The organism is Prescottella sp. GW823-FHT02E09, assembly GCF_058797375.1.
The window spans coordinates 472,528-489,427 of sequence record NZ_JBXAJP010000003.1 but is presented as its reverse complement, the minus strand read 5'-3'; the positions used below and the strand labels follow the sequence as shown (position 1 = coordinate 489,427).

15 protein-coding genes are annotated in these 16,900 nt (G+C 67.5%); 8 read left to right on the top strand and 7 right to left on the bottom strand.

Annotated elements, in window-relative coordinates:
• Positions 1-34 precede the first annotated feature (34 nt).
• Entirely contained in the window at positions 35-2,080 is a 2,046-nt protein-coding gene (locus AC1RIF_RS09995) for a prolyl oligopeptidase family serine peptidase (RefSeq protein ID WP_492601193.1), read from the bottom strand.
• 761 nt (positions 2,081-2,841) lie between these two features.
• Between AC1RIF_RS09995 and AC1RIF_RS09990 the strand changes: the two genes are divergently transcribed.
• Both AC1RIF_RS09990 and lpdA read left to right on the top strand, forming a co-directional pair.
• Entirely contained in the window at positions 2,842-2,994 is a 153-nt protein-coding gene (locus AC1RIF_RS09990) for a hypothetical protein (protein ID WP_492601192.1), read from the top strand.
• A gap of 140 nt (positions 2,995-3,134) precedes the next feature.
• Positions 3,135-4,541, top strand: coding sequence for a dihydrolipoyl dehydrogenase (gene lpdA / locus AC1RIF_RS09985; protein WP_492601191.1), 1,407 nt, complete (start codon positions 3,135-3,137; stop codon positions 4,539-4,541).
• Positions 4,542-4,561: 20 nt separating this feature from the next.
• On the opposite strand, the gene AC1RIF_RS09980 is transcribed toward lpdA, so the two are convergent.
• Together AC1RIF_RS09980 and AC1RIF_RS09975 are read right to left on the bottom strand one after the other, a co-directional pair.
• The gene (locus tag AC1RIF_RS09980) at positions 4,562-5,446 is read right to left on the bottom strand and encodes an alpha/beta hydrolase fold domain-containing protein (protein ID WP_492601190.1); all 885 of its coding nucleotides are present in this window, start codon (positions 5,444-5,446) and stop codon (positions 4,562-4,564) included.
• 23 nt (positions 5,447-5,469) lie between these two features.
• Positions 5,470-5,859, bottom strand: a complete 390-nt coding sequence (locus tag AC1RIF_RS09975) for a winged helix-turn-helix transcriptional regulator (RefSeq protein ID WP_492601189.1) — start codon at positions 5,857-5,859, stop codon at positions 5,470-5,472.
• Between the two features lie 119 nt (positions 5,860-5,978).
• Here AC1RIF_RS09975 and AC1RIF_RS09970 point away from each other — a divergent pair, with 119 nt between their 5' ends.
• A complete protein-coding gene (locus AC1RIF_RS09970; protein ID WP_492601188.1) occupies positions 5,979-6,836 on the top strand; it encodes an SDR family oxidoreductase in 858 nt (285 codons plus the stop codon).
• 87 nt (positions 6,837-6,923) lie between these two features.
• Here AC1RIF_RS09970 and AC1RIF_RS09965 read toward each other — a convergent pair whose 3' ends face one another.
• Complete coding sequence (locus AC1RIF_RS09965) at positions 6,924-8,531, bottom strand: MFS transporter (protein WP_492601187.1); 1,608 nt, start codon at positions 8,529-8,531, stop codon at positions 6,924-6,926.
• 520 nt (positions 8,532-9,051) lie between these two features.
• Between AC1RIF_RS09965 and AC1RIF_RS09960 the strand changes: the two genes are divergently transcribed.
• Entirely contained in the window at positions 9,052-10,245 is a 1,194-nt protein-coding gene (locus AC1RIF_RS09960; protein WP_492601186.1) for an Ig-like domain-containing protein, read from the top strand.
• Positions 10,246-10,273: 28 nt separating this feature from the next.
• On the top strand, positions 10,274-11,392 hold the full coding sequence (locus tag AC1RIF_RS09955) for an Ig-like domain-containing protein (protein ID WP_492601185.1): 1,119 nt from the start codon (positions 10,274-10,276) through the stop codon (positions 11,390-11,392).
• 83 nt (positions 11,393-11,475) lie between these two features.
• Here AC1RIF_RS09955 and AC1RIF_RS09950 read toward each other — a convergent pair whose 3' ends face one another.
• The 3 genes from AC1RIF_RS09950 to AC1RIF_RS09940 are packed head-to-tail and all read right to left on the bottom strand — an operon-like array spanning position 11,476 to position 13,663.
• Complete coding sequence (locus AC1RIF_RS09950; RefSeq protein ID WP_492601184.1) at positions 11,476-12,177, bottom strand: GTP pyrophosphokinase; 702 nt, start codon at positions 12,175-12,177, stop codon at positions 11,476-11,478.
• A gap of 38 nt (positions 12,178-12,215) precedes the next feature.
• Positions 12,216-12,785 carry a carboxymuconolactone decarboxylase family protein gene (locus tag AC1RIF_RS09945; protein ID WP_492601183.1) on the bottom strand — a complete coding sequence of 190 codons (570 nt, stop codon included), beginning with the start codon at positions 12,783-12,785 and terminating at the stop codon, positions 12,216-12,218.
• Positions 12,782-13,663: an SDR family NAD(P)-dependent oxidoreductase gene (locus AC1RIF_RS09940; protein ID WP_492601355.1), complete on the bottom strand. Its 882-nt coding sequence runs from the start codon at positions 13,661-13,663 to the stop codon at positions 12,782-12,784. The genes AC1RIF_RS09945 and AC1RIF_RS09940 overlap by 4 nt, the downstream gene beginning before the upstream one ends.
• A gap of 172 nt (positions 13,664-13,835) precedes the next feature.
• On the opposite strand from AC1RIF_RS09940, the gene AC1RIF_RS09935 reads away from it, so the two are divergent.
• From AC1RIF_RS09935 to AC1RIF_RS09925, 3 genes are all read left to right on the top strand, one after another.
• Positions 13,836-14,636, top strand: coding sequence for a TetR/AcrR family transcriptional regulator (locus tag AC1RIF_RS09935; protein WP_492601182.1), 801 nt, complete (start codon positions 13,836-13,838; stop codon positions 14,634-14,636).
• Positions 14,637-14,775: 139 nt separating this feature from the next.
• Positions 14,776-15,969, top strand: coding sequence for an ABC transporter substrate-binding protein (locus tag AC1RIF_RS09930; protein WP_492601181.1), 1,194 nt, complete (start codon positions 14,776-14,778; stop codon positions 15,967-15,969).
• Between the two features lie 16 nt (positions 15,970-15,985).
• Positions 15,986-16,861 (top strand): branched-chain amino acid ABC transporter permease, encoded by an 876-nt coding sequence (locus AC1RIF_RS09925; RefSeq protein ID WP_492601180.1) that lies wholly within the window; start codon positions 15,986-15,988, stop codon positions 16,859-16,861.
• The last annotated feature ends 39 nt before the right edge of the window (positions 16,862-16,900 follow it).

Genomic DNA, 16,900 nt, shown 5'->3' with positions numbered 1-16,900 from the left:
GCGCATGGTAGCCGAGGAAGGGAACGGTCGGAGGTCATCGAGCGAGCTTGTCCCACAGGAACGTGTACGTGAGGGCCGACTTGAACGCGGCCTGCGCGTTGTCGGCGGCGCCGCCGTGTCCGCCCTCGATGTTCTCGTAGTAGTGGACGTCGTGGCCCTCCAGTTCGAGGAGAGCCGTCATCTTCCGGGCGTGTCCGGGGTGGACGCGGTCGTCGCGGGTGGAGGTCGCGATGAGGATCGGCGGGTACGACCGCTCGGGGTCGGTGTTCTGGTACGGCGAGTACTCGGAGATGAAGGCCCAGTCGTCGAGGTCGTCGGGGTCGCCGTACTCGGCCATCCACGACGCGCCCGCGAGCAGCAGGTGGTAGCGCTTCATGTCCAGCAGCGGCACCTGGCAGACGATGGCGCCGAACAGTTCCGGGTACCGGGTGAGCATGACGCCCATCAGCAGCCCACCGTTGCTGCCGCCCTGCGCACCGAGCTGGTCGGCGGTGGTGATGCCGCGGGCGACGAGGTCGCGGGCCACCGCGGCGAAGTCCTCGTACACCTTGTGCCGGCCGTCGCGCACGGCCTGGGTGTGCCACTGTGGTCCGTACTCACCGCCGCCGCGGATGTTCGCGACCACGTACGTGCCACCGCGCTGGAGCCACGCGGTGCCGTTGATGCCGCTGTATCCGGGTGTCATCGAGTTCTCGAATCCGCCGTAGCCGTACAGCAGCGTCGGCCCGGCGGGTGCGCCCTCGCGCCGCACCACGAAGTAGGGGATGCGGGTGCCGTCCGTGGATACGGCGAAGTGCTGCGCGACGACCAGTCCGGTGGGGTCGAAGAACGAGGGCGCCGACTTGAGGGCCTCGAGCGGCCCGCCGACGGTGCCGGAGAACAGTGTGGCGGGTGTGAGATAGCCGCTCGAGTTGAGGAAGAAGTCGTCGCTCTCCCGCGGATCGGTGTCGATGATCTCGGTGGACGTCAGGTCCGGCAGTCCTTCGAGTGAGACTGTCTCCCAGCCGTTCTCGACCGGCGTGAGCACGTAGACGTGCGACTGGACATCGGAGAGCGTCACCATCAGCAGGTGGTGGCGAGTCCACGAGTACTGCTCGAGCGACGTATGGGCGTCGGGCACGAACAAGGTGGTGAGCTCGCGCGAGCCGGCGACGTAGTCGTCGTACTTCGCGGCCAGCAGCGTGCCCGCCGGGTACGTGGTGTCGCCGACGGTCCACTCGGAGCGGGTGCGAATCAGCAACCACTCCCGGTACACCGAGATCCGCGCGTCCTCGGGGGTGTCGATGCGGACGAGGGTGTCGTCGTCCAGCAACTGGAAGCGCTGTGACGTGTAGAAGTCGATCGCCCGCTCGACGAAGCTGCGTTCGAATCCCGGTGTGCTGTCGTGCCACGCGGAGATCGCGACGTCGGACTCCTCGCCCTCGAAGACCGTGACAGCCTCGGTCAGCGGGGTGCCGCGGTGCCACCGCTTCGCGAGTCGGGGGTAGCCGGAATCGGTGAGCGTTCCGTCGCCGAAATCCGTTCCGATGTATACATTTTCGGTGTCGATCCAGCCGATGTCGGTCTTGGCCTCCTCCACCCGGAATCCGTCGTCCGAGTCGTCGAAGGTGAGCGTGCTGAGATCGAATTCGCGGACGACGACGGCGTCGGCGCCGCCGCGGGAAAGGCTGATCAGGGCCAGGTTCTGCGCGGGCCGCAGCACCTGTGCACCGGACCACACCCAGTTCTCGCCCTCGCGCTCGGCGAGTTCGTCGACGTCGACGAGAATCTCCCATTCCGTTGTGTCGCTGCGGAACTGGTCCATCGTCGTGCGGCGCCACAAGCCGCGGACGTGCTCGGCGTCGCGCCAGAAATTGTAGAGGTATTCACCACGTCGACGGGAATAGGGAATGCGTGAGTCGGTGTCGAGAATTGAACGAATGTTTGATTCAAGTTGCTCGAATTCGGTGGTTCCGGCGAATTCGGCGACGGTCTTGCCATTGTGCTCACGAACCCACGAGAGGGCGTCGTCTCCGGTGACGTCCTCGAGCCACAGGTGGGGGTCGTCGGACGGCGCGGATGTGGAAGCGGAGTGCGTCATGGGTCCATTGTGGTCGGTCGGGCGCCGTGGTTCGCGCGGCGACGACCTGTGGATCCCGAATGTGTCCACCACCTGCGACGTCCCTCCTGGGGACGGGTTGGAAGCTGGGGTGGACGGTGGGCTGGAGGGGGTTCGGGTGGCGCTGAGGCTGCGGTCTGCGGCCGTGGTCTGCGGTCGTCCCGGGCCCGTGTGCCTGGGGTGATCGAGGGGGTGAATTTCCGGACATCCTGGACGGGTGACCAGTTGGGGTAACGAAAACGTGTACAGAACGATGCTACCTAGTTTATCTTTCGATCACGGTCGAATAAAAGCGATCGTCTTCCCGGCCAGACGCCAGGAGGGGCGGCACACCACGGTCGCGCTTCCAGCGGAGTCGCAATGGACGGGTTGTCTTGGGAGTTCGATCGTCCGGGGTAGCGGGGTCCCCCGGCGCCGGCGAAGTCCCAGCCCGGGCTGAACAAGATCACGTGGCAATAACGCCACACGGCACTATCTCCCTCGAAAGGCAGTGAACATGAACGCTGACGCCATCATCGCCGCTCTCATCGGCGTGATCGGAAACCTGATCAACTTCGGTAGCGTCACCGAGATCAGCTAGTTCGCCCCACCTGTCACAAATCCACCACGAAAGTAAGGAAACACAATGAACCTCGATGCAATCATCGCCGCTCTGATCGGTGTCATCGGCAACGTCGTCAACTTCGGTTCGGTCACCGAGCTCTCCTGATCCGCAACCCGAAGTAGTAGGAAAGGCGACTGCAATGAATCTGGACGCAATCGACCTCGGCTCGCTTGCCGGGGTGGCATCGGGCTCCATGTCGGGCCTGCTCGACATCCTCCTCAGCCTCAGCCGGGGCAGTGTCTTCGGCGGAAGCACGGTTGGGGACCTCGGGAGCTCCATCTCGTTCAGCTGAGCATTCGCACCTCCGACCCCAGTCGCCACCGGCGGCTGGGGTCGCAGGTGTGTTCGGGGTCATTCCGCGGCACGTGAACTTACTTCGGAGTAAGCACCATTCCGGGACACGGATTCGGGGCGGGACTAGGCTATGGCCTCGTGACCTCACACTATGACGTCGTTGTCCTCGGAGCCGGTCCCGGTGGGTACGTCGCTGCTATCCGCGCGGCACAGCTGGGCCTGAAAACCGCCATCATCGAAGAGAAGTACTGGGGCGGTGTCTGCCTGAACGTGGGCTGCATCCCCTCCAAGGCGCTCCTCCGCAACGCGGAGCTGGCCCACATCTTCCATAACGATGCCAAGACCTTCGGCATCTCGGGAGATGTGACCTTCGACTTCGGCGCTGCGTTCGACCGCAGCCGCCAGGTCGCGGACGGCCGCGTCAAGGGCGTTCACTTCCTGATGAAGAAGAACAAGATCACCGAGTACGAGGGTCGCGGCAGCTTCACCGATGCCAAGACCATCGTGGTGAGCAAGGCCGACGGGTCCAGCGAGACCGTCACCTTCGACAACGTCATCATCGCCACCGGCACCAAGACCCGGCTGCTGCCGGGCACCTCGCTCAGCGAGAACGTCGTCACCTACGAAGAGCAGATCCTCACCAAGGACCTGCCAGGCTCGATCCTCATCGTCGGTGCAGGCGCCATCGGCATGGAGTTCGCCTACGTCCTGCACAACTACGGCGTCAAGGTGACCATCGTCGAGTTCCTCGACCGGGCCCTGCCCAACGAGGACGCGGACGTCTCCAAGGAGATCGCCAAGCGCTACAAGAAGTACGGGATCGACATCAAGACGTCCACCGGGGTCCAGACGATCACCGACAACGGCGCCGCCGGCGTCACGGTCACCATGGCCAAGAACGGCAGCGACCAGGTCGAGACCGTGGTCGTCGACAAGGTCCTGCAGGCCATCGGCTTCGCCCCGCAGATCGAGGGCTTCGGCCTCGAGAACACCGGCGTCCAGCTCACCGAGCGCGGCGCCATCTCGATCGACGAGCGCATGCGTACCAACGTCCCCGGCGTCTACGCCATCGGTGACGTCACCGCCAAGCTGCAGCTCGCGCACGTCGCCGAGGCGCAGGGCGTCGTCGCAGCCGAGACCATCGGCAACGCCGAGACCATGGAACTGGGCGACTACCGGATGATGCCGCGCGCCACGTTCTGCCAGCCTCAGGTCGCCAGCTTCGGTCTCACCGAGGAGCAGGCCAAGGCCGAGGGCTACGACGTCAAGGTCGCGACCTTCCCGTTCACCGCGAACGGCAAGGCACACGGCCTGGCCGACCCCAACGGCTTCGTCAAGCTGATCGCCGACAAGAAGTACGGCGAGCTGCTCGGCGGCCACCTCATCGGCCCCGATGTCTCCGAACTGCTGCCCGAGCTGACCCTGGCCCAGAAGTGGGACCTCACGGTCAACGAGCTGGCCCGCAACGTCCATACGCACCCCACGCTCAGCGAGGCGCTGCAGGAGGCCATCCACGGCCTCGCCGGCCACATGATCAACTTCTGACGGATCACCCGCCGGAACAGCTAGTTCGCGAGAAGCCCGCACAGGATTGTGCGGGCTTTCTTGCCTTCCGGGATCGGGAGCAGCGGGTAGACGTGGATCATCTCCGGCTCCTCGTGGAAGTCGAGTGACAGACCAGCGGCCGCCGCGAGTGGAGCGAATCGACGTGCGTCGACGTTGAGGATGTCGCGGGTGCCGGTGAACAGTGTGATCGGCCCGAGCCCGGTGAGGTCACCGTTCAGCGGGCTCACCCACGGATGCTCCCGGTCCAGACGGCCCCGGTACGCGTCGGCGGCCACGGTGAGTCCGCCCGGATGCAGCCACGGGTCGCGGGGCGCCACCGCCGCGATGTCGGGGTGGGAGCCGGTCGCGTCGAGCCACGGAGAGATCAAGGCCGTGCGCGCGGGAGCGTCCGCACCGCGGTCGCGCAGGGCGAGGGCTACCGCCAGCGCGAGTCCGCCACCCGCCGAGTCGCCCGCGACGATCACCGGGATCCCGTCGGAGGCAAGCTTCTGCGCCAGATCGGCCGACGCCGTCACCACGCGTTCCGCGGTCCCGCGTGGCGCGAGCGGATAGATCGGCACCGTCACGGCGGCCCCGGTCGACGCGAACTGCCCGATCAGCTTCCAGTGGTGCCGGGTGATCTCCCGGATGTACGCGCCGCCGTGCAGATACAGCACCCGCGACGATGGCGTCACCCCACGTGGGGCCACCGTGAACACGGGCCAGCCCGCCGCCGACGTCGAGGACGTCACGTCCAGCCTGCGTCCCAGCGACGACGGCGGGACGAACGGCCCGGGCTCGGCCTGTAGTGCCCTGATCTCCCGGCGGACGTCGTCGGCGCTCGGTCGGCGCCGGCCCAGTAGCGCGATCGCCAGTGGCATGGCCCTGCTGGTCAGGCTCGGCATCAGCCACCCCTGTCGTTGTCCGGTCAGCGCGCGTCGTACCGATTCTGGGCCGCGGTGATGTCCGGCATGTGCGATTCGAGCAGATCGATGAGCCCGGTGAGACGTTCGGCGATCTCCTCGCCCAGTGGGGTGAGGCTGTACTCGACGTTCGGTGGGATCGTCTCGCGGACCTCCCGATGCACCAGCCCGTCCCGTTCGAGTTGCTGCAGCGTCTGCGCCAGCATCCGTTCGCTCACCCCGTCCACCCGCCGGCGCAGTGCGCCGAACCGGTACGGCCCCTCCATGAGTGCGGCCAGCGCGAGCGTCCCCCACCGTCCGGTGATGTTGAGCAGGGCGCCGCGCGAATGGCAGTTGCGCGCGAAGACGTCGGCCTCGAGGGTCGGGTCGTCGAAGGGCTGGTCGGCGGTGCTCACGACATCGAGATTACTACCGTCTGAACGATCAGTGCTGACTAAAACGGTTGCACTTACGAAAAATAAGTGCATTATGGAGGGCGGACGAAACATTGAAGGTTCAACCTCAGGGAGTTTTCATGACCATTGCCGTCACCGGCGCCACCGGACACCTCGGCCGCCTCGCCGTCGACGCCCTGCTGCGCCGCGGTGTCCCCGCATCCGACGTTGTCGCCGTGGTCCGTAACCCGGAGAAGGCCGCCGACCTCGCGGCGCGGGGCGTGCAGGTCCGCACCGCCGACTATGCCGACAGCGCCGCGCTCGAGTCCGCGCTCACCGGCGTCGACAAGGTTCTGCTGATCTCGGGCAGCGAGGTGGGCGGCAGGCTGCCACAGCACACCAACATCATCGACGCGGCGAAGGCTGCGCGCGTCGGCTTCATCGCGTACACGTCCATCCCGGACGCGCCGAACAACACCCTGCTGCTCGCTCGGGAGCACCAGGCCACCGAGCGTCTGCTCGCCGAATCCGGCATCGACCACGCGTTGCTCCGCAACGGCTGGTACTGGGAGAACTACACCAACGACCTCGCGGGCACCGCCGAGCGCGGCGTCCTGGCCGGTAGCGCGGGGGACGGCCGGGTGTCGGGCGCGGCGCGGGCCGACTACGCCGAGGCGGCTGCCGCCGTCCTCACGTCCGACGAGAACCAGGCCGGTCGGGTGTACGAGCTCGGCGGTGACGAGCACGTGTCGTACCCCGAACTGGCCCAGGCCATCGCGAACGTCACCGGGAAGCCGGTCGAGTACCGGAACCTGCCGGTCGCGGAGTACCGGGGCATTCTCGAGTCGGTCGGGCTGCCCACCCCGATCGCGGAGGTCCTCGCCGATGCCGACGCCGGCGTCGCGACCGGTGTCCTCGACATCACCAGCGGCGACCTGCAGCGGCTCATCGGCCGCCCGTCCACCCCCCTCGAGACGGTGCTGCGCGCGGCGCTCTGACGTTCCCCCGAGCAGCTGAAGGGTCCCTTCGTGCGCTGGCAGCGCACGAAGGGACCCTTCAGCTAGGGGAGGGGCTCGGCAAGGACGTCAGTGCATACCGACGGCGCCCTCGGTGGGCAGATCGCCCTTCTCGGCTCGCACCAGCACGACGACGATCGGGCTGATGATCGCGATCAGCACGCCCGCCCAGCCGAAGGCGTGCGCGTAGCCGGACACCTCGGTGCCGAACACCCAGTCCATGACCTTGCCGACGAAGTCCTGCGCGGGCTGCGGCAGGGCCGCGATCTGCTCGGGCGTGAGAGGGGTCGCGTTCGAGAGGTCGGTCGGGATCGCGTCGGCGGGGAAACCGGGCGGGGGAGTTGGCGCCGGGTTGTCGGCCTGGAACGCGCTCTTCGCCGACGCGTACACCGTGGTGAACAGGGCCGTGCCCAGCGCGCCACCGACCTGCAGCGTCGCGTTGGCGAGGGCACTGGCGGCGCCGGCGTCGTGGTTGGGGACGCCCAGCAGCGCCAGGTTCTGCATCGGCACCATCAGCAGGCCCAGGCCGAAGCCGAAGATCGCCAGACCGGGGAACACGTGCGTCCAGTAGGAGCTGTCCACCTCGATCCGAGTGAGCATGAGCAGCCCGGCGGCCGCGACCAGCGGGCCGACGGTCATCAGCGGCTTGGGGCCGATGCGGGTGGTGAGCTGCGCCGCGATGGTGGATGCGATGACGATGAAGCCCGCCATCGGCAGCGAGCCGACACCGGCCATCACCGGGCTCAGTCCCATGACGATCTGCAGGTAGAACGTGAGATACAGCGTGCCGCCGAGCAGCGCCGAACCCACCAGTGCCGATCCGATGAATGCGGCGCCGCGGTCGCGGTGCCACGGAACGCTGAGCGGCAGAAGCGGATTGGCGCTGCGCTTCTCCACGAGCACGAACGCGATCAGGGCGGCCAGACCGATGCCGATGAACAGCAGCGTCTGCGTCTCGAGCCAGCCGTGCTCGGCCTTGGTGAAGCCGTAGACCAGTGAACCCAGGCCGATCGCGACGAGGACGGTGCCGGGTAGGTCGTAGCTGGTGTCGCCGTGCGCCTTGGTCTCCTTGACGATCGGGAGTGTCACGGCGATCGCGAACAGCGCGACAGGGATGTTCACCAGCAAGCACCAGCGCCAGTCGACGTACTGCGTCAGCACGCCGCCGAGCAGCAGGCCGATGGCGGCGCCGCCGCCGGAGATCGCACCGAACACCGCGAACGCCTTGGCGCGCTCCTTCTCCCCGACGAACGTCGTCGTGAGGATCGCGAGGGCGGCGGGAGCGAGTAGGGCCGCGAACACGCCCTGCCCGGCGCGGGCGACGAACAGTTGCATCCCGGTCTGCGCGAACCCGCCGACGGCCGACGCGACCGCGAAGCCCGCCATGCCGACCATGAAGGAGCGCTTGCGGCCCCAGAAGTCGGCGATTCGACCACCGAGCAGCAGCAGCGCGCCGAACGCGAGTGCGTAGGCGGTCACCACCCACTGGCGGTCCAGGTTGCTGATGCCCAGTTCCTTCTGGGCATCGGGCAGCGCGATGCTCACGATCGTGCCGTCGAGGACGACGGTCAGCTGCGCCAGTGCGACGATGCACAGGACGAGCCAGCGGCGTTCGTGGTTGGGATTGTCGTTTACGGGTGCGTCGGGACGCGAGGTCGCCTGGACGTCTTGGGACATGCAGTTCCTACCGGATCGGTGGCACGGACGACTGTCGCGGCCGAACGTGGAGACGCTACCGGCGAACGCGCTCCCGCAGCAATCGAGTTCGGGGCATCCGTCGGAATCATCACACGCGCACGTCAGGTCTTGCGCCGGACGCGGAACTGTGAGCAATCGCAGCGTTCGAGGGGCATCGGTTCCCCCGTGCCCCGCGCTCGTGCCGACGAAGACTCGACCGGTCGTTCAACGGCCGGAAGTCGGGATGACGGCTCCCCGTCATTCGCGTCGGCTCCCGTTTCGAGTTTCCATGGAATTGCTGATCAGCGGCGCCGTCGGGTTCGGGTGGGCGATTTCGCTTCCACTGGTTGACGCACGTTAATTGAGTTGTGCAACAACAGTTCTCGAGTTCGAGAAACCTACGGTTACGTAGTCGCAGCCTCGATCGAAGATTTGTTTTTGCGTCTACCCGGAATTCGTAAACGTGATGTACGTTCAGCGCGATCGCACCGAATAGGTTGCCCCCCAATGAGAGGAAACCATGAGTTCCCGCGTGACCCGACTCAGCACGATTGCCGGCCTGATGGCCGGCGTCGCGGTGGTGGGGCTTCCCACTGCCTCCGCCGCACCCGCGGCCGTGACCACCTCGTCCACCTTCCAGGTGACGTGCAATGCCGTACCCAGTGCCTTCAGTGGCCCCACCTCGGATGGCAAGCCCGCGACCGTGAAGGTGACGGCGCCCGCGACGGTGGCGCCGGGCGAGACCTTCGACATCGAGATCGATCCCGGCACCGTCCAGATCCCCAACAGCGTCAGTGGCGCCAACGTGCAGAAGATCTCGCGCGCCAAGATCGACCTCCCGATTCCGGCCAATGCCGAACTGGTCGGTGCGGGCGTGGCCGATCCCGGAAACCTCACCGCGGGCGTCCCGGCGTCGGTGATCCGAGTCGACGAGGCGGGCAACCCGTCGGCGACCGGGTCCCTGCTGCGACTGTCCGGCAACAACGTGACCATCGGCAACGGGCCGTCGTCGTCGACTTCGTCGCACGGCGGCCTCTCGGTCAACGCGCAGTCGGGCGCCACCACCGATCTCTCCTTCCCGAAGATCCGGATGACCCTGAAGGCGGGGCCGTCCGGCACCATCGAGCCGTCGGTACGCACAGCCGGTGCAGCCGGGACGTTCGGTACCCCGGAGTCGTTCCTCACCTTCCTGCCCCAGGTGAGTCACTGGCTGGCGGGCACCATCTGGGCGCCCACGTACTGCTCGCCGCGTGACGCTGCGGACGGCGTCCTCAACGCCGGCGCCGGCGCACTCGCGACCATCGCCATCGAGGGCGACCCGGTCGATCCCGGTCCTGGAGAGCAGATCTCCGCCACCATCGACGGGCCCGCCGCCGTGAACACCGGCGACAAGGCGTCGTTCGCGGCCACGATCGCTCCGGAAAGTGCCTCCGGCGCAGTGCAGTTCCTGGTCGACGGTAAGCCGGTGGGAGATCCGCGGCCGGTGGTTCGCGGTGTCGCACGGCTGGATCTGACGTTCGGGAAGGCGGGCACCAAAACGATCACCGCCGTGTTCACCGATGCCGACGGCGCATCGCACACCGCGATGGCACACATGCTCACCGTCACCGGGAGCGATACCGGACCGGTCGATCCCGAGCCGGGGAACCCGGGCCTCGGCAGCCTCGCGACCGTCCTGCCCGGGTTCGACCTCGGCTCGCTCGGCGGACGCTGACCACCCTCCCTGCTCTGAAAGGCGCTCGATGAAGATCTCCAACGTGGCCACAGTCGTGGCCACCTCGGCGATGGCGGCCGGACTGCTCACCGTGGGTGCGCCCACCGCGTCGGCCGACACCGTCACCGAAACCGTTTCGTTCGAACACAAGTGCCGCGTCGACGGCGCATCCGACTGGGACTTCTCGTTCTCGGACAACCTCGAAGTGACCGCGCCTCGGGCGGTCCGTCCCGGCGCCGAGTTCACGGTGACGCTGCATCCCGGCACCATGCGCACGTCCGACTCCGACACCGGGCGGCTCAAGTACGACTTCGCCGTACCTCAGGGTGCCGAACTGCTCAGGTACTCCCTCGTGGACGGGACGTCGAGCAACCTGACGGGCGAGACGGCGGCGCTGCTGCGCGTCGGGGTCGACGGCAACGCCGATCCGGCGGGCGAGTTTCTGCGGATCACCGGGGCGAGCAACAAGACGGTCTCCGACGGTCCGAGCGCCAGCGACAACAAGCCGAAGGAAGGGCTACAGGTCAAGGCGAACACCGACTTCCGTCTCCCGGCAGTCGAACTCACGCTGCGGGCCGGTGCCGAGAACACCTCGGTGACAACCGCCGTCCGCGCGGGCGCGGCCACCCCGGTCGTCAAGATCAAGGACACCAGCATGAGCTTCGGTGAGTCCCGCTGGATCAACGCCGCCGGCTACTGCGTCGCATCCGGGCCCGGCCGCGCGGCGCTGTCCACCACCGAGGTGTTCTCGGTGAACCAGACGCAGACCGCGGTCGCCGTGGCGCTCGAGGCGCTCACCGGTGAGGACGTGAAGATCGCGGCCGACGTCACGCCCAACCCGGGTGAGGGTGTCGTCGAGTTCTACGACGGTGCCGACCTGATCGGGAGTGTTCCGGTGAACGCCGACGGGCACGCCGAAATGGTGTGGCCGTTCCGGGATCCGGGTGAGCATGCGATCACCGCACGCTTCGTCGGCACCTCGCGGTTCGGGTCGTCCACGTCGGACGACAAGACCGTCACCGTCACCGTGCCCGGTGTGGTCGTGGTCGAGCCCACCGAGCCGACGGGGCCCACCGACCCGGGCGGAGCCGGATCGCTCGCGACCCTGCTGCCCGGCCTCATGAGCGGTTCCGCCGGAGGCCGGTGACCGGGGCGGCCGGGCGGGCGTGATCCTCGGGATCCGCCCGCCCGGCCGTGGCCGTCGCGTTCCTGTCGGTGCCAGTCGGGCGGCTAGGGATGCAGGCGGGTCTGCAACGCGTCGAGCAACTGCGGCGGCACGGTCAGCTCCGGCGGCTCGTCGGTGACGCCCTGCTGGGCTCGGAGGTTGGCGAACTCGTCGTTGAGGCGTTCCATCTTCACGTCGAGCCGATGCGCGGTCTCGGCGGCCTCGGTGAGCTCGGCCAGCAGTTCGGGCGGTACCTCGCGGTTGAACTTGTAGTAGATCTTGTGCTCGAGGCTGGCCCAGAAGTCCATCGCGATGGTGCGGATCTGGAGCTCGATCGGGACCGTCTGCACCCGATCGCTCAGATACACCGGCACCTCGACGATCAGATGCAGGCTCTTGTAGCCGTTGGGCTTGGGGTTCGCGATGTAGTCCTCGACCTCGCGCACCTCGATGTCCGGCTGACTCGTGATCATGTCGGCGATGCGGTAGGTGTCGGAGATGAAGCTGCACGTGATCCGCACCCCCGCGATGTCGAGGATGTTCGCGCGGACGTCGTCGAGGGTGAGTGGGCAGTCGATGCGCTGCGCCTTGCGGATGATGCTCTCCGGCGTCTTGACGCGGGAGGTCACGTGTTCGATGGGGTTGTACCGATTGATGTGGGTGAACTCGTCCTCGAGGACCTTGACCCTCGTCATCAGCTGAGCGATACCGAACCGGTACGACATCATGAAGCGGGAGAAATCGGTCCGTAGTTGCTCAGGGTCCACGGAGACCAGTGTGCCACCGGTCGAGGAGTCGGTAGAGGTCAGAAGTCCGGTTGGATCCGCAGGGCGTCGATCGTGGTAGCCAGACCGTCGTATTGCGTCACGAGGAGACAGAACTCGACCAGCCGCCGGTCGTCGAGGTGCGCGGCCAGCGCCGACCAGGTCGGCTCGTCCAGATTCTTGCTGGTCAGTAGCTGATCTGTGGCGGCGAGCATCGCGCGGACCCGCGGAGACCAGTCGGGGTCGGTGGGGCCGACCAGGATGCGGTCGAGGATCTGCGGGGTGATCCCGGCCTTGCGGCCGAGCCGGATGTGGTGATCCATCTCGTAGCGGGACTTCCGTAGGTGTGCGACGCGCAGCACCACCAATTCGATCTCGAAGCGCGACAGCTTGGTGCCGGGCAGCAGCATCAGGACACCCGAGTAGTGCAGCCAGCCGCGGAACAGCCCGCCGGTCCGGCCGAGGGTGCTGAACAGCTTCGCGTCCTTGGTTCCGGAGCCGAGCGACAGGACCCGCCATGTCGCCCAGTTGACCGGCCCGAGTTCCCGGAACCGTCCGGGCGGGACTCGTGGTGTGGTGTGGTTGCCCGTCTTCTCGTCGTATGCGGTCACTCGGCCTCCCCGGCTCGGTCCGGCAGTTCGGTGGTCAGCCGGGCGTGCTCGGCGCGGGCCACGTCCAGGGCCTGTGCGAGCCGCGGCTGCGGGCGCAGTTCGATCAGTCTCTGGACGAGCATACGAAGTCGCATCGTCGTTGCGACCCAACGCGGCGCGTAGACGCGGCGGCGGCGTCGGGCGATGCCGTGCTCGAGCGCGTCGACCGCCACCGACAGCGGCGCCAACCGGGTGAACGGGCCCAGTTGCCGGACGCTGCGGGCGGCCTCGGTGCCGAACCCGATCGCCGTCATGTCGGTGTCGATCTCGGCGAGATACGCGACGCCGACGTGCATCCCGAGGTGGCGTGTCTCGATCCGCAGAGTGTTGCCGATCGCCTCCACCGCCGCTTTCGAGGCCGCGTACGCGCCCATCATCGGCAGTTGCACGCCGGCGGCCGCGGACGCCACCAGCAGGGTGTACCCGCCCGGATGCGCGACGTGCGGGCCGGCCGCGCGCACCGTGTTGTAGGCGCCGATCAGATTTACCTCGACGGTCCGGTCCATGACGGTGGGATCGCCGCCGAGCAGGGGGAGTTGCGCCGCGACACCGGCATTGACCACGACGACGTCCAACCCGCCCAGTTCGTCGACGAGCGCGGCGACGGACACCGCCGTCTGCTCGCGATCGCGCACGTCGCACACCCGCCACGGCGCCCCGCCGCACATGGTCGCGACCTGTTCGAGGAGTTCGGGTTCGAGGCCCAGGAGGGCGACGCGGGCACCGCGCCCGTGCAATCGCCGTGCCAGGGACGCCCCGATGCCCCGGGCCGCGCCGGTGACGAGCACGCGGCGACCCGTCAACTGCTCCTCGAGACCCCGCCGCTCACCTGCACTCATCATCGTGACTGCCCAACCCCACCCTCGGTTACCGCTCGGTAGGGAAAAGCTAACACCGCCGGTCGGATCTGTCGGGCAATACGACCGGCCGTGTAGCATACCGGCGTCAAGCAAGCGTTCGATCGGTGGCGGATGTAGACCGCATCTGCACCGCGAAGAGGGGAGGCGTCAGGTGGCATCGACCCGGCGGGAAGAAATTCTGTTCCACGCGGCGAAGTTGTTCAGCGAGCGTGGCGTCGCGGGTACCACCGTACGGGACATCGCCGACGAGGTCGGCATCCTCTCCGGCAGCCTCTATCACTACTTCGGCTCCAAGGACGCGATCGTCTTCGAGATCGTGATCGCCTTCGTCGACGACCTCAACGAGCGTTACGAGGCCGCGATGGTTCCCGGCGAAACCGGGCGTGAGCGGCTCGATCACATGGTCGCGGTCTCGTTCGAGGCCGCCGCCGACCACCCGTTCGCGACGGAGATCTACCAGAACGAGAGCGCGCTGTCCTCGCAGCCGGCGGACAGCCCCATCTCCGCCGCGGTGCGCCGTGCCCACCACTACTGGGCTGGGGCCATTGCGCTCGGCGTGGAGGCGGGGGAGTTCCGCACCGACATCGACCCTCGGCATTTTCATCGCATGCTCCGTGAATCCGTGTGGTCCACGGTGCGGTTCAACCGCGCCTCGCTCGCGCAGGATGCCGAGCGGTTGCGCCACGACCTCATCGCGGTGTTCCTCGACGGCTTCGCCGCCGGCGGGCCGGCCGGTTCGGCGTCGGCCAAGGCTGCTCCGGGGCCGGTGCGGTCGTCGGAGGTGGCCGAGCGGGCCGCGATGGTGTCTGCGGGACGGGTCGGCGACGCGGTAACCGTCGAGACCGCCGGAGCCGCCGACACGGTGGACGCGGTGGAGCTTGCCGACCTGCAGCGCGACGTGCGCGAACTCAAGGAAGCGATCCGCGAACTGCGTCTGCTCCGGGACAACTGACCTCGGTCCCCGTCGGGGTCGGCGCCCCGCATTGACTTCCGAATGTGACCCGGGGCATACTTCTGCCCCGAATCGTCAATCAAGCAATTGCTTGATTGACCAAACGCTTGAGAGTCCGGCGTGGAGACGGGAGTCTGTTGTGAGAATCGGGAGGGCCGCTGCGTTGGCGGTGGCCGCCGCAGTGGGAACGCTGGGCGTGGCGGGGTGCGCGTCCGCGGGTGAGATGTCACCCGACGAGATCGTGATCGGCCTCGACGAGGATTCGACGGGACCGGGTGCGTCGTACAGCACCATCGCCGGCAGCACGGTCCGGCTCACCGTCGACCTCATCAACGCCGACGGCGGCATCAACGGCAAGCCGGTGCGGCTGGTGGTCGAGAACGACGAGTCCAGCCCCACCAAGACGCCGTCGATCATCCGCAAGCTGGTCGACCACGGCTCGAGTGCCGTGCTCCTCGCCACCGGCTCCGGCTCGGTGATCCAGGCGAAGTCGGTGCTGCAGCAGTCCGAGATCCCCGCGATCGCGCCCGTCGTGCTGTCCGACGCGTTCGCGAACCCGCCGGACAACGGCTACGCGTTCATGATCCCGAACTCTCTCAAGCAGTACGCCGAGGTGTACTGCGGCGCGTTCGAGAAGATGGGATACAAGACGCTCGGCATCCTGGGCGATGCCAGCGCCTCGATCGACGGCATCATCAAGACGCTCCGGCCTGCGCTGGAGGAGTGTGCCGACGTCACCGCCGTCGAGAAGGCGCCCGTCGACGCCGCCGACCTCACCGCGCAGGCCTCGCGAGTGACCGGAACCAAGCCCGACGCAATCCTCGTCGCCAGCATCGGCGGGCACTTCGAGATCCTCGCGCACAACACGCTCGCGAAGATCTACCCGGAGGCGCAACGCTTCTCGCTCGCGTCGATCGGCAACCAGCCCAAGTCGTGGGCGCTGGCCGACCCAGGTGCACTCACCGGCATGGTCTACATGGGCAGCCTCAGTGAGAACAACACGCGCACAGCCGCGTTCATCGAGAAGGTGCGCAAGGTCAAGGGTGCCGACTACCAGCTCACCGCCTACGACGCGCAGGCCTACGACGCCGTGATGATGCTCGAGCGCGCGTTCGAGATCGCCGGCGACCACACCGACCGCAACAAGGTGCGCGACGCGCTGCAGCAGGTGTCCGGGATCCCCGCGACGTTCGGGCAGGAGGGCCTGACGCTGTCGTACGGCCCCGGCGACCACCTCGCGCCCGACAGCCTGTGCGGCCTGGTGCTCGTCGAGTTCGGGCCCGACAACAAGCCCGACGGGCCGTGGGCGTCCTACCAGCCTCCGTGCGGCTGACGAAGGAGACACAAGCATGACCGACGCACAACTCTGGCTTGCCGCTCTCGAGATCGGCGCCTTCTTCTCCCTCATCGCACTGGGCATGTACCTCGTCGTGGTGGGAGCGGACTTCTTCAACTTCGCGATGGGACCGTACGCGATGGCCGCCGCCATGGCATGCAGCTTCGTCGTGGTCGACTACGGTGTCCCGCTGTGGCTCGCGTTGCTGCTCGGCCTCGCGGTCGGCATGGCGTTGTCGGTGATCACCGAGAAGCTCGTGGTACAGCAGGTCCAGAAGCGTTCCGGCCGAGGCGAACTGCCCGCGCTGGTCGCGGTCACCGCGGTGCTGTTCGCGGTACAGCAGCTGGCCGGCACCATCTTCGGCCGCACCCCGCTGCCGGGGCAGAAGCTCTTCGACTTCCGGCCCGTCACCGTCGCCGGTGCCACGGTCGACAGCTCGTCGATCGTCTTGATCGCCGGCACCGCGATCGTGTTCGTCGCGGTCGGTGTGTGGCTGCAGGTCTCGCAGACCGGACGGCTGCTGCGCGCGGTGGGCGACAACCCCGAGGCTGCCCGCGTTCTGGGTCTCCCGGTGAACCGGGTACGCCTCGTGGCGTTCACCCTCGCGGGTCTGATCGCGGCGATCGCCGGTCTGCTGTTCGCGTCGAAGTCCGGTGTGCAGTTCACCAGCGGTCTGTCGTGGACGCTGACGGCGTTCATCGCCCTCGTCATCGGCGGCACGGGACGCAGCTGGGCGCCGCTGATCGGCGGCCTGTTGCTGGGCTTCGTCCAGGTGTTCGCGCCGTACTACTTCGGTGCCAGCGCCGCGCAGACCGCGATCCTGCTGATCGCGTTGGTGTTCTTCGCCTTCCGGCCGGAGGGCATGCTCTCGAGGAAGGTGCGCGTCTGATGTCGACCGCCACGTCACAGAAATCGGAATCGAGCGCAC

What these genes read in the sequence shown, in the direction of transcription:
- AC1RIF_RS09940 (WP_492601355.1), bottom strand. Translation starts at nt 13,663, where the DNA reads ATGAGTGCAGGTGAGCGGCGGGGTCTCGAGGAGCAGTTGACGGGTCGC.
- AC1RIF_RS09960 (WP_492601186.1), top strand. Translation starts at nt 9,052, where the DNA reads ATGAGTTCCCGCGTGACCCGACTCAGCACGATTGCCGGCCTGATGGCC.
- AC1RIF_RS09965 (WP_492601187.1), bottom strand. Translation starts at nt 8,531, where the DNA reads ATGTCCCAAGACGTCCAGGCGACCTCGCGTCCCGACGCACCCGTAAAC.
- AC1RIF_RS09925 (WP_492601180.1), top strand. Translation starts at nt 15,986, where the DNA reads ATGACCGACGCACAACTCTGGCTTGCCGCTCTCGAGATCGGCGCCTTC.
- AC1RIF_RS09970 (WP_492601188.1), top strand. Translation starts at nt 5,979, where the DNA reads ATGACCATTGCCGTCACCGGCGCCACCGGACACCTCGGCCGCCTCGCC.
- AC1RIF_RS09980 (WP_492601190.1), bottom strand. Translation starts at nt 5,446, where the DNA reads ATGCCGAGCCTGACCAGCAGGGCCATGCCACTGGCGATCGCGCTACTG.
- AC1RIF_RS09995 (WP_492601193.1), bottom strand. Translation starts at nt 2,080, where the DNA reads ATGACGCACTCCGCTTCCACATCCGCGCCGTCCGACGACCCCCACCTG.
- AC1RIF_RS09955 (WP_492601185.1), top strand. Translation starts at nt 10,274, where the DNA reads ATGAAGATCTCCAACGTGGCCACAGTCGTGGCCACCTCGGCGATGGCG.
- AC1RIF_RS09990 (WP_492601192.1), top strand. Translation starts at nt 2,842, where the DNA reads ATGAATCTGGACGCAATCGACCTCGGCTCGCTTGCCGGGGTGGCATCG.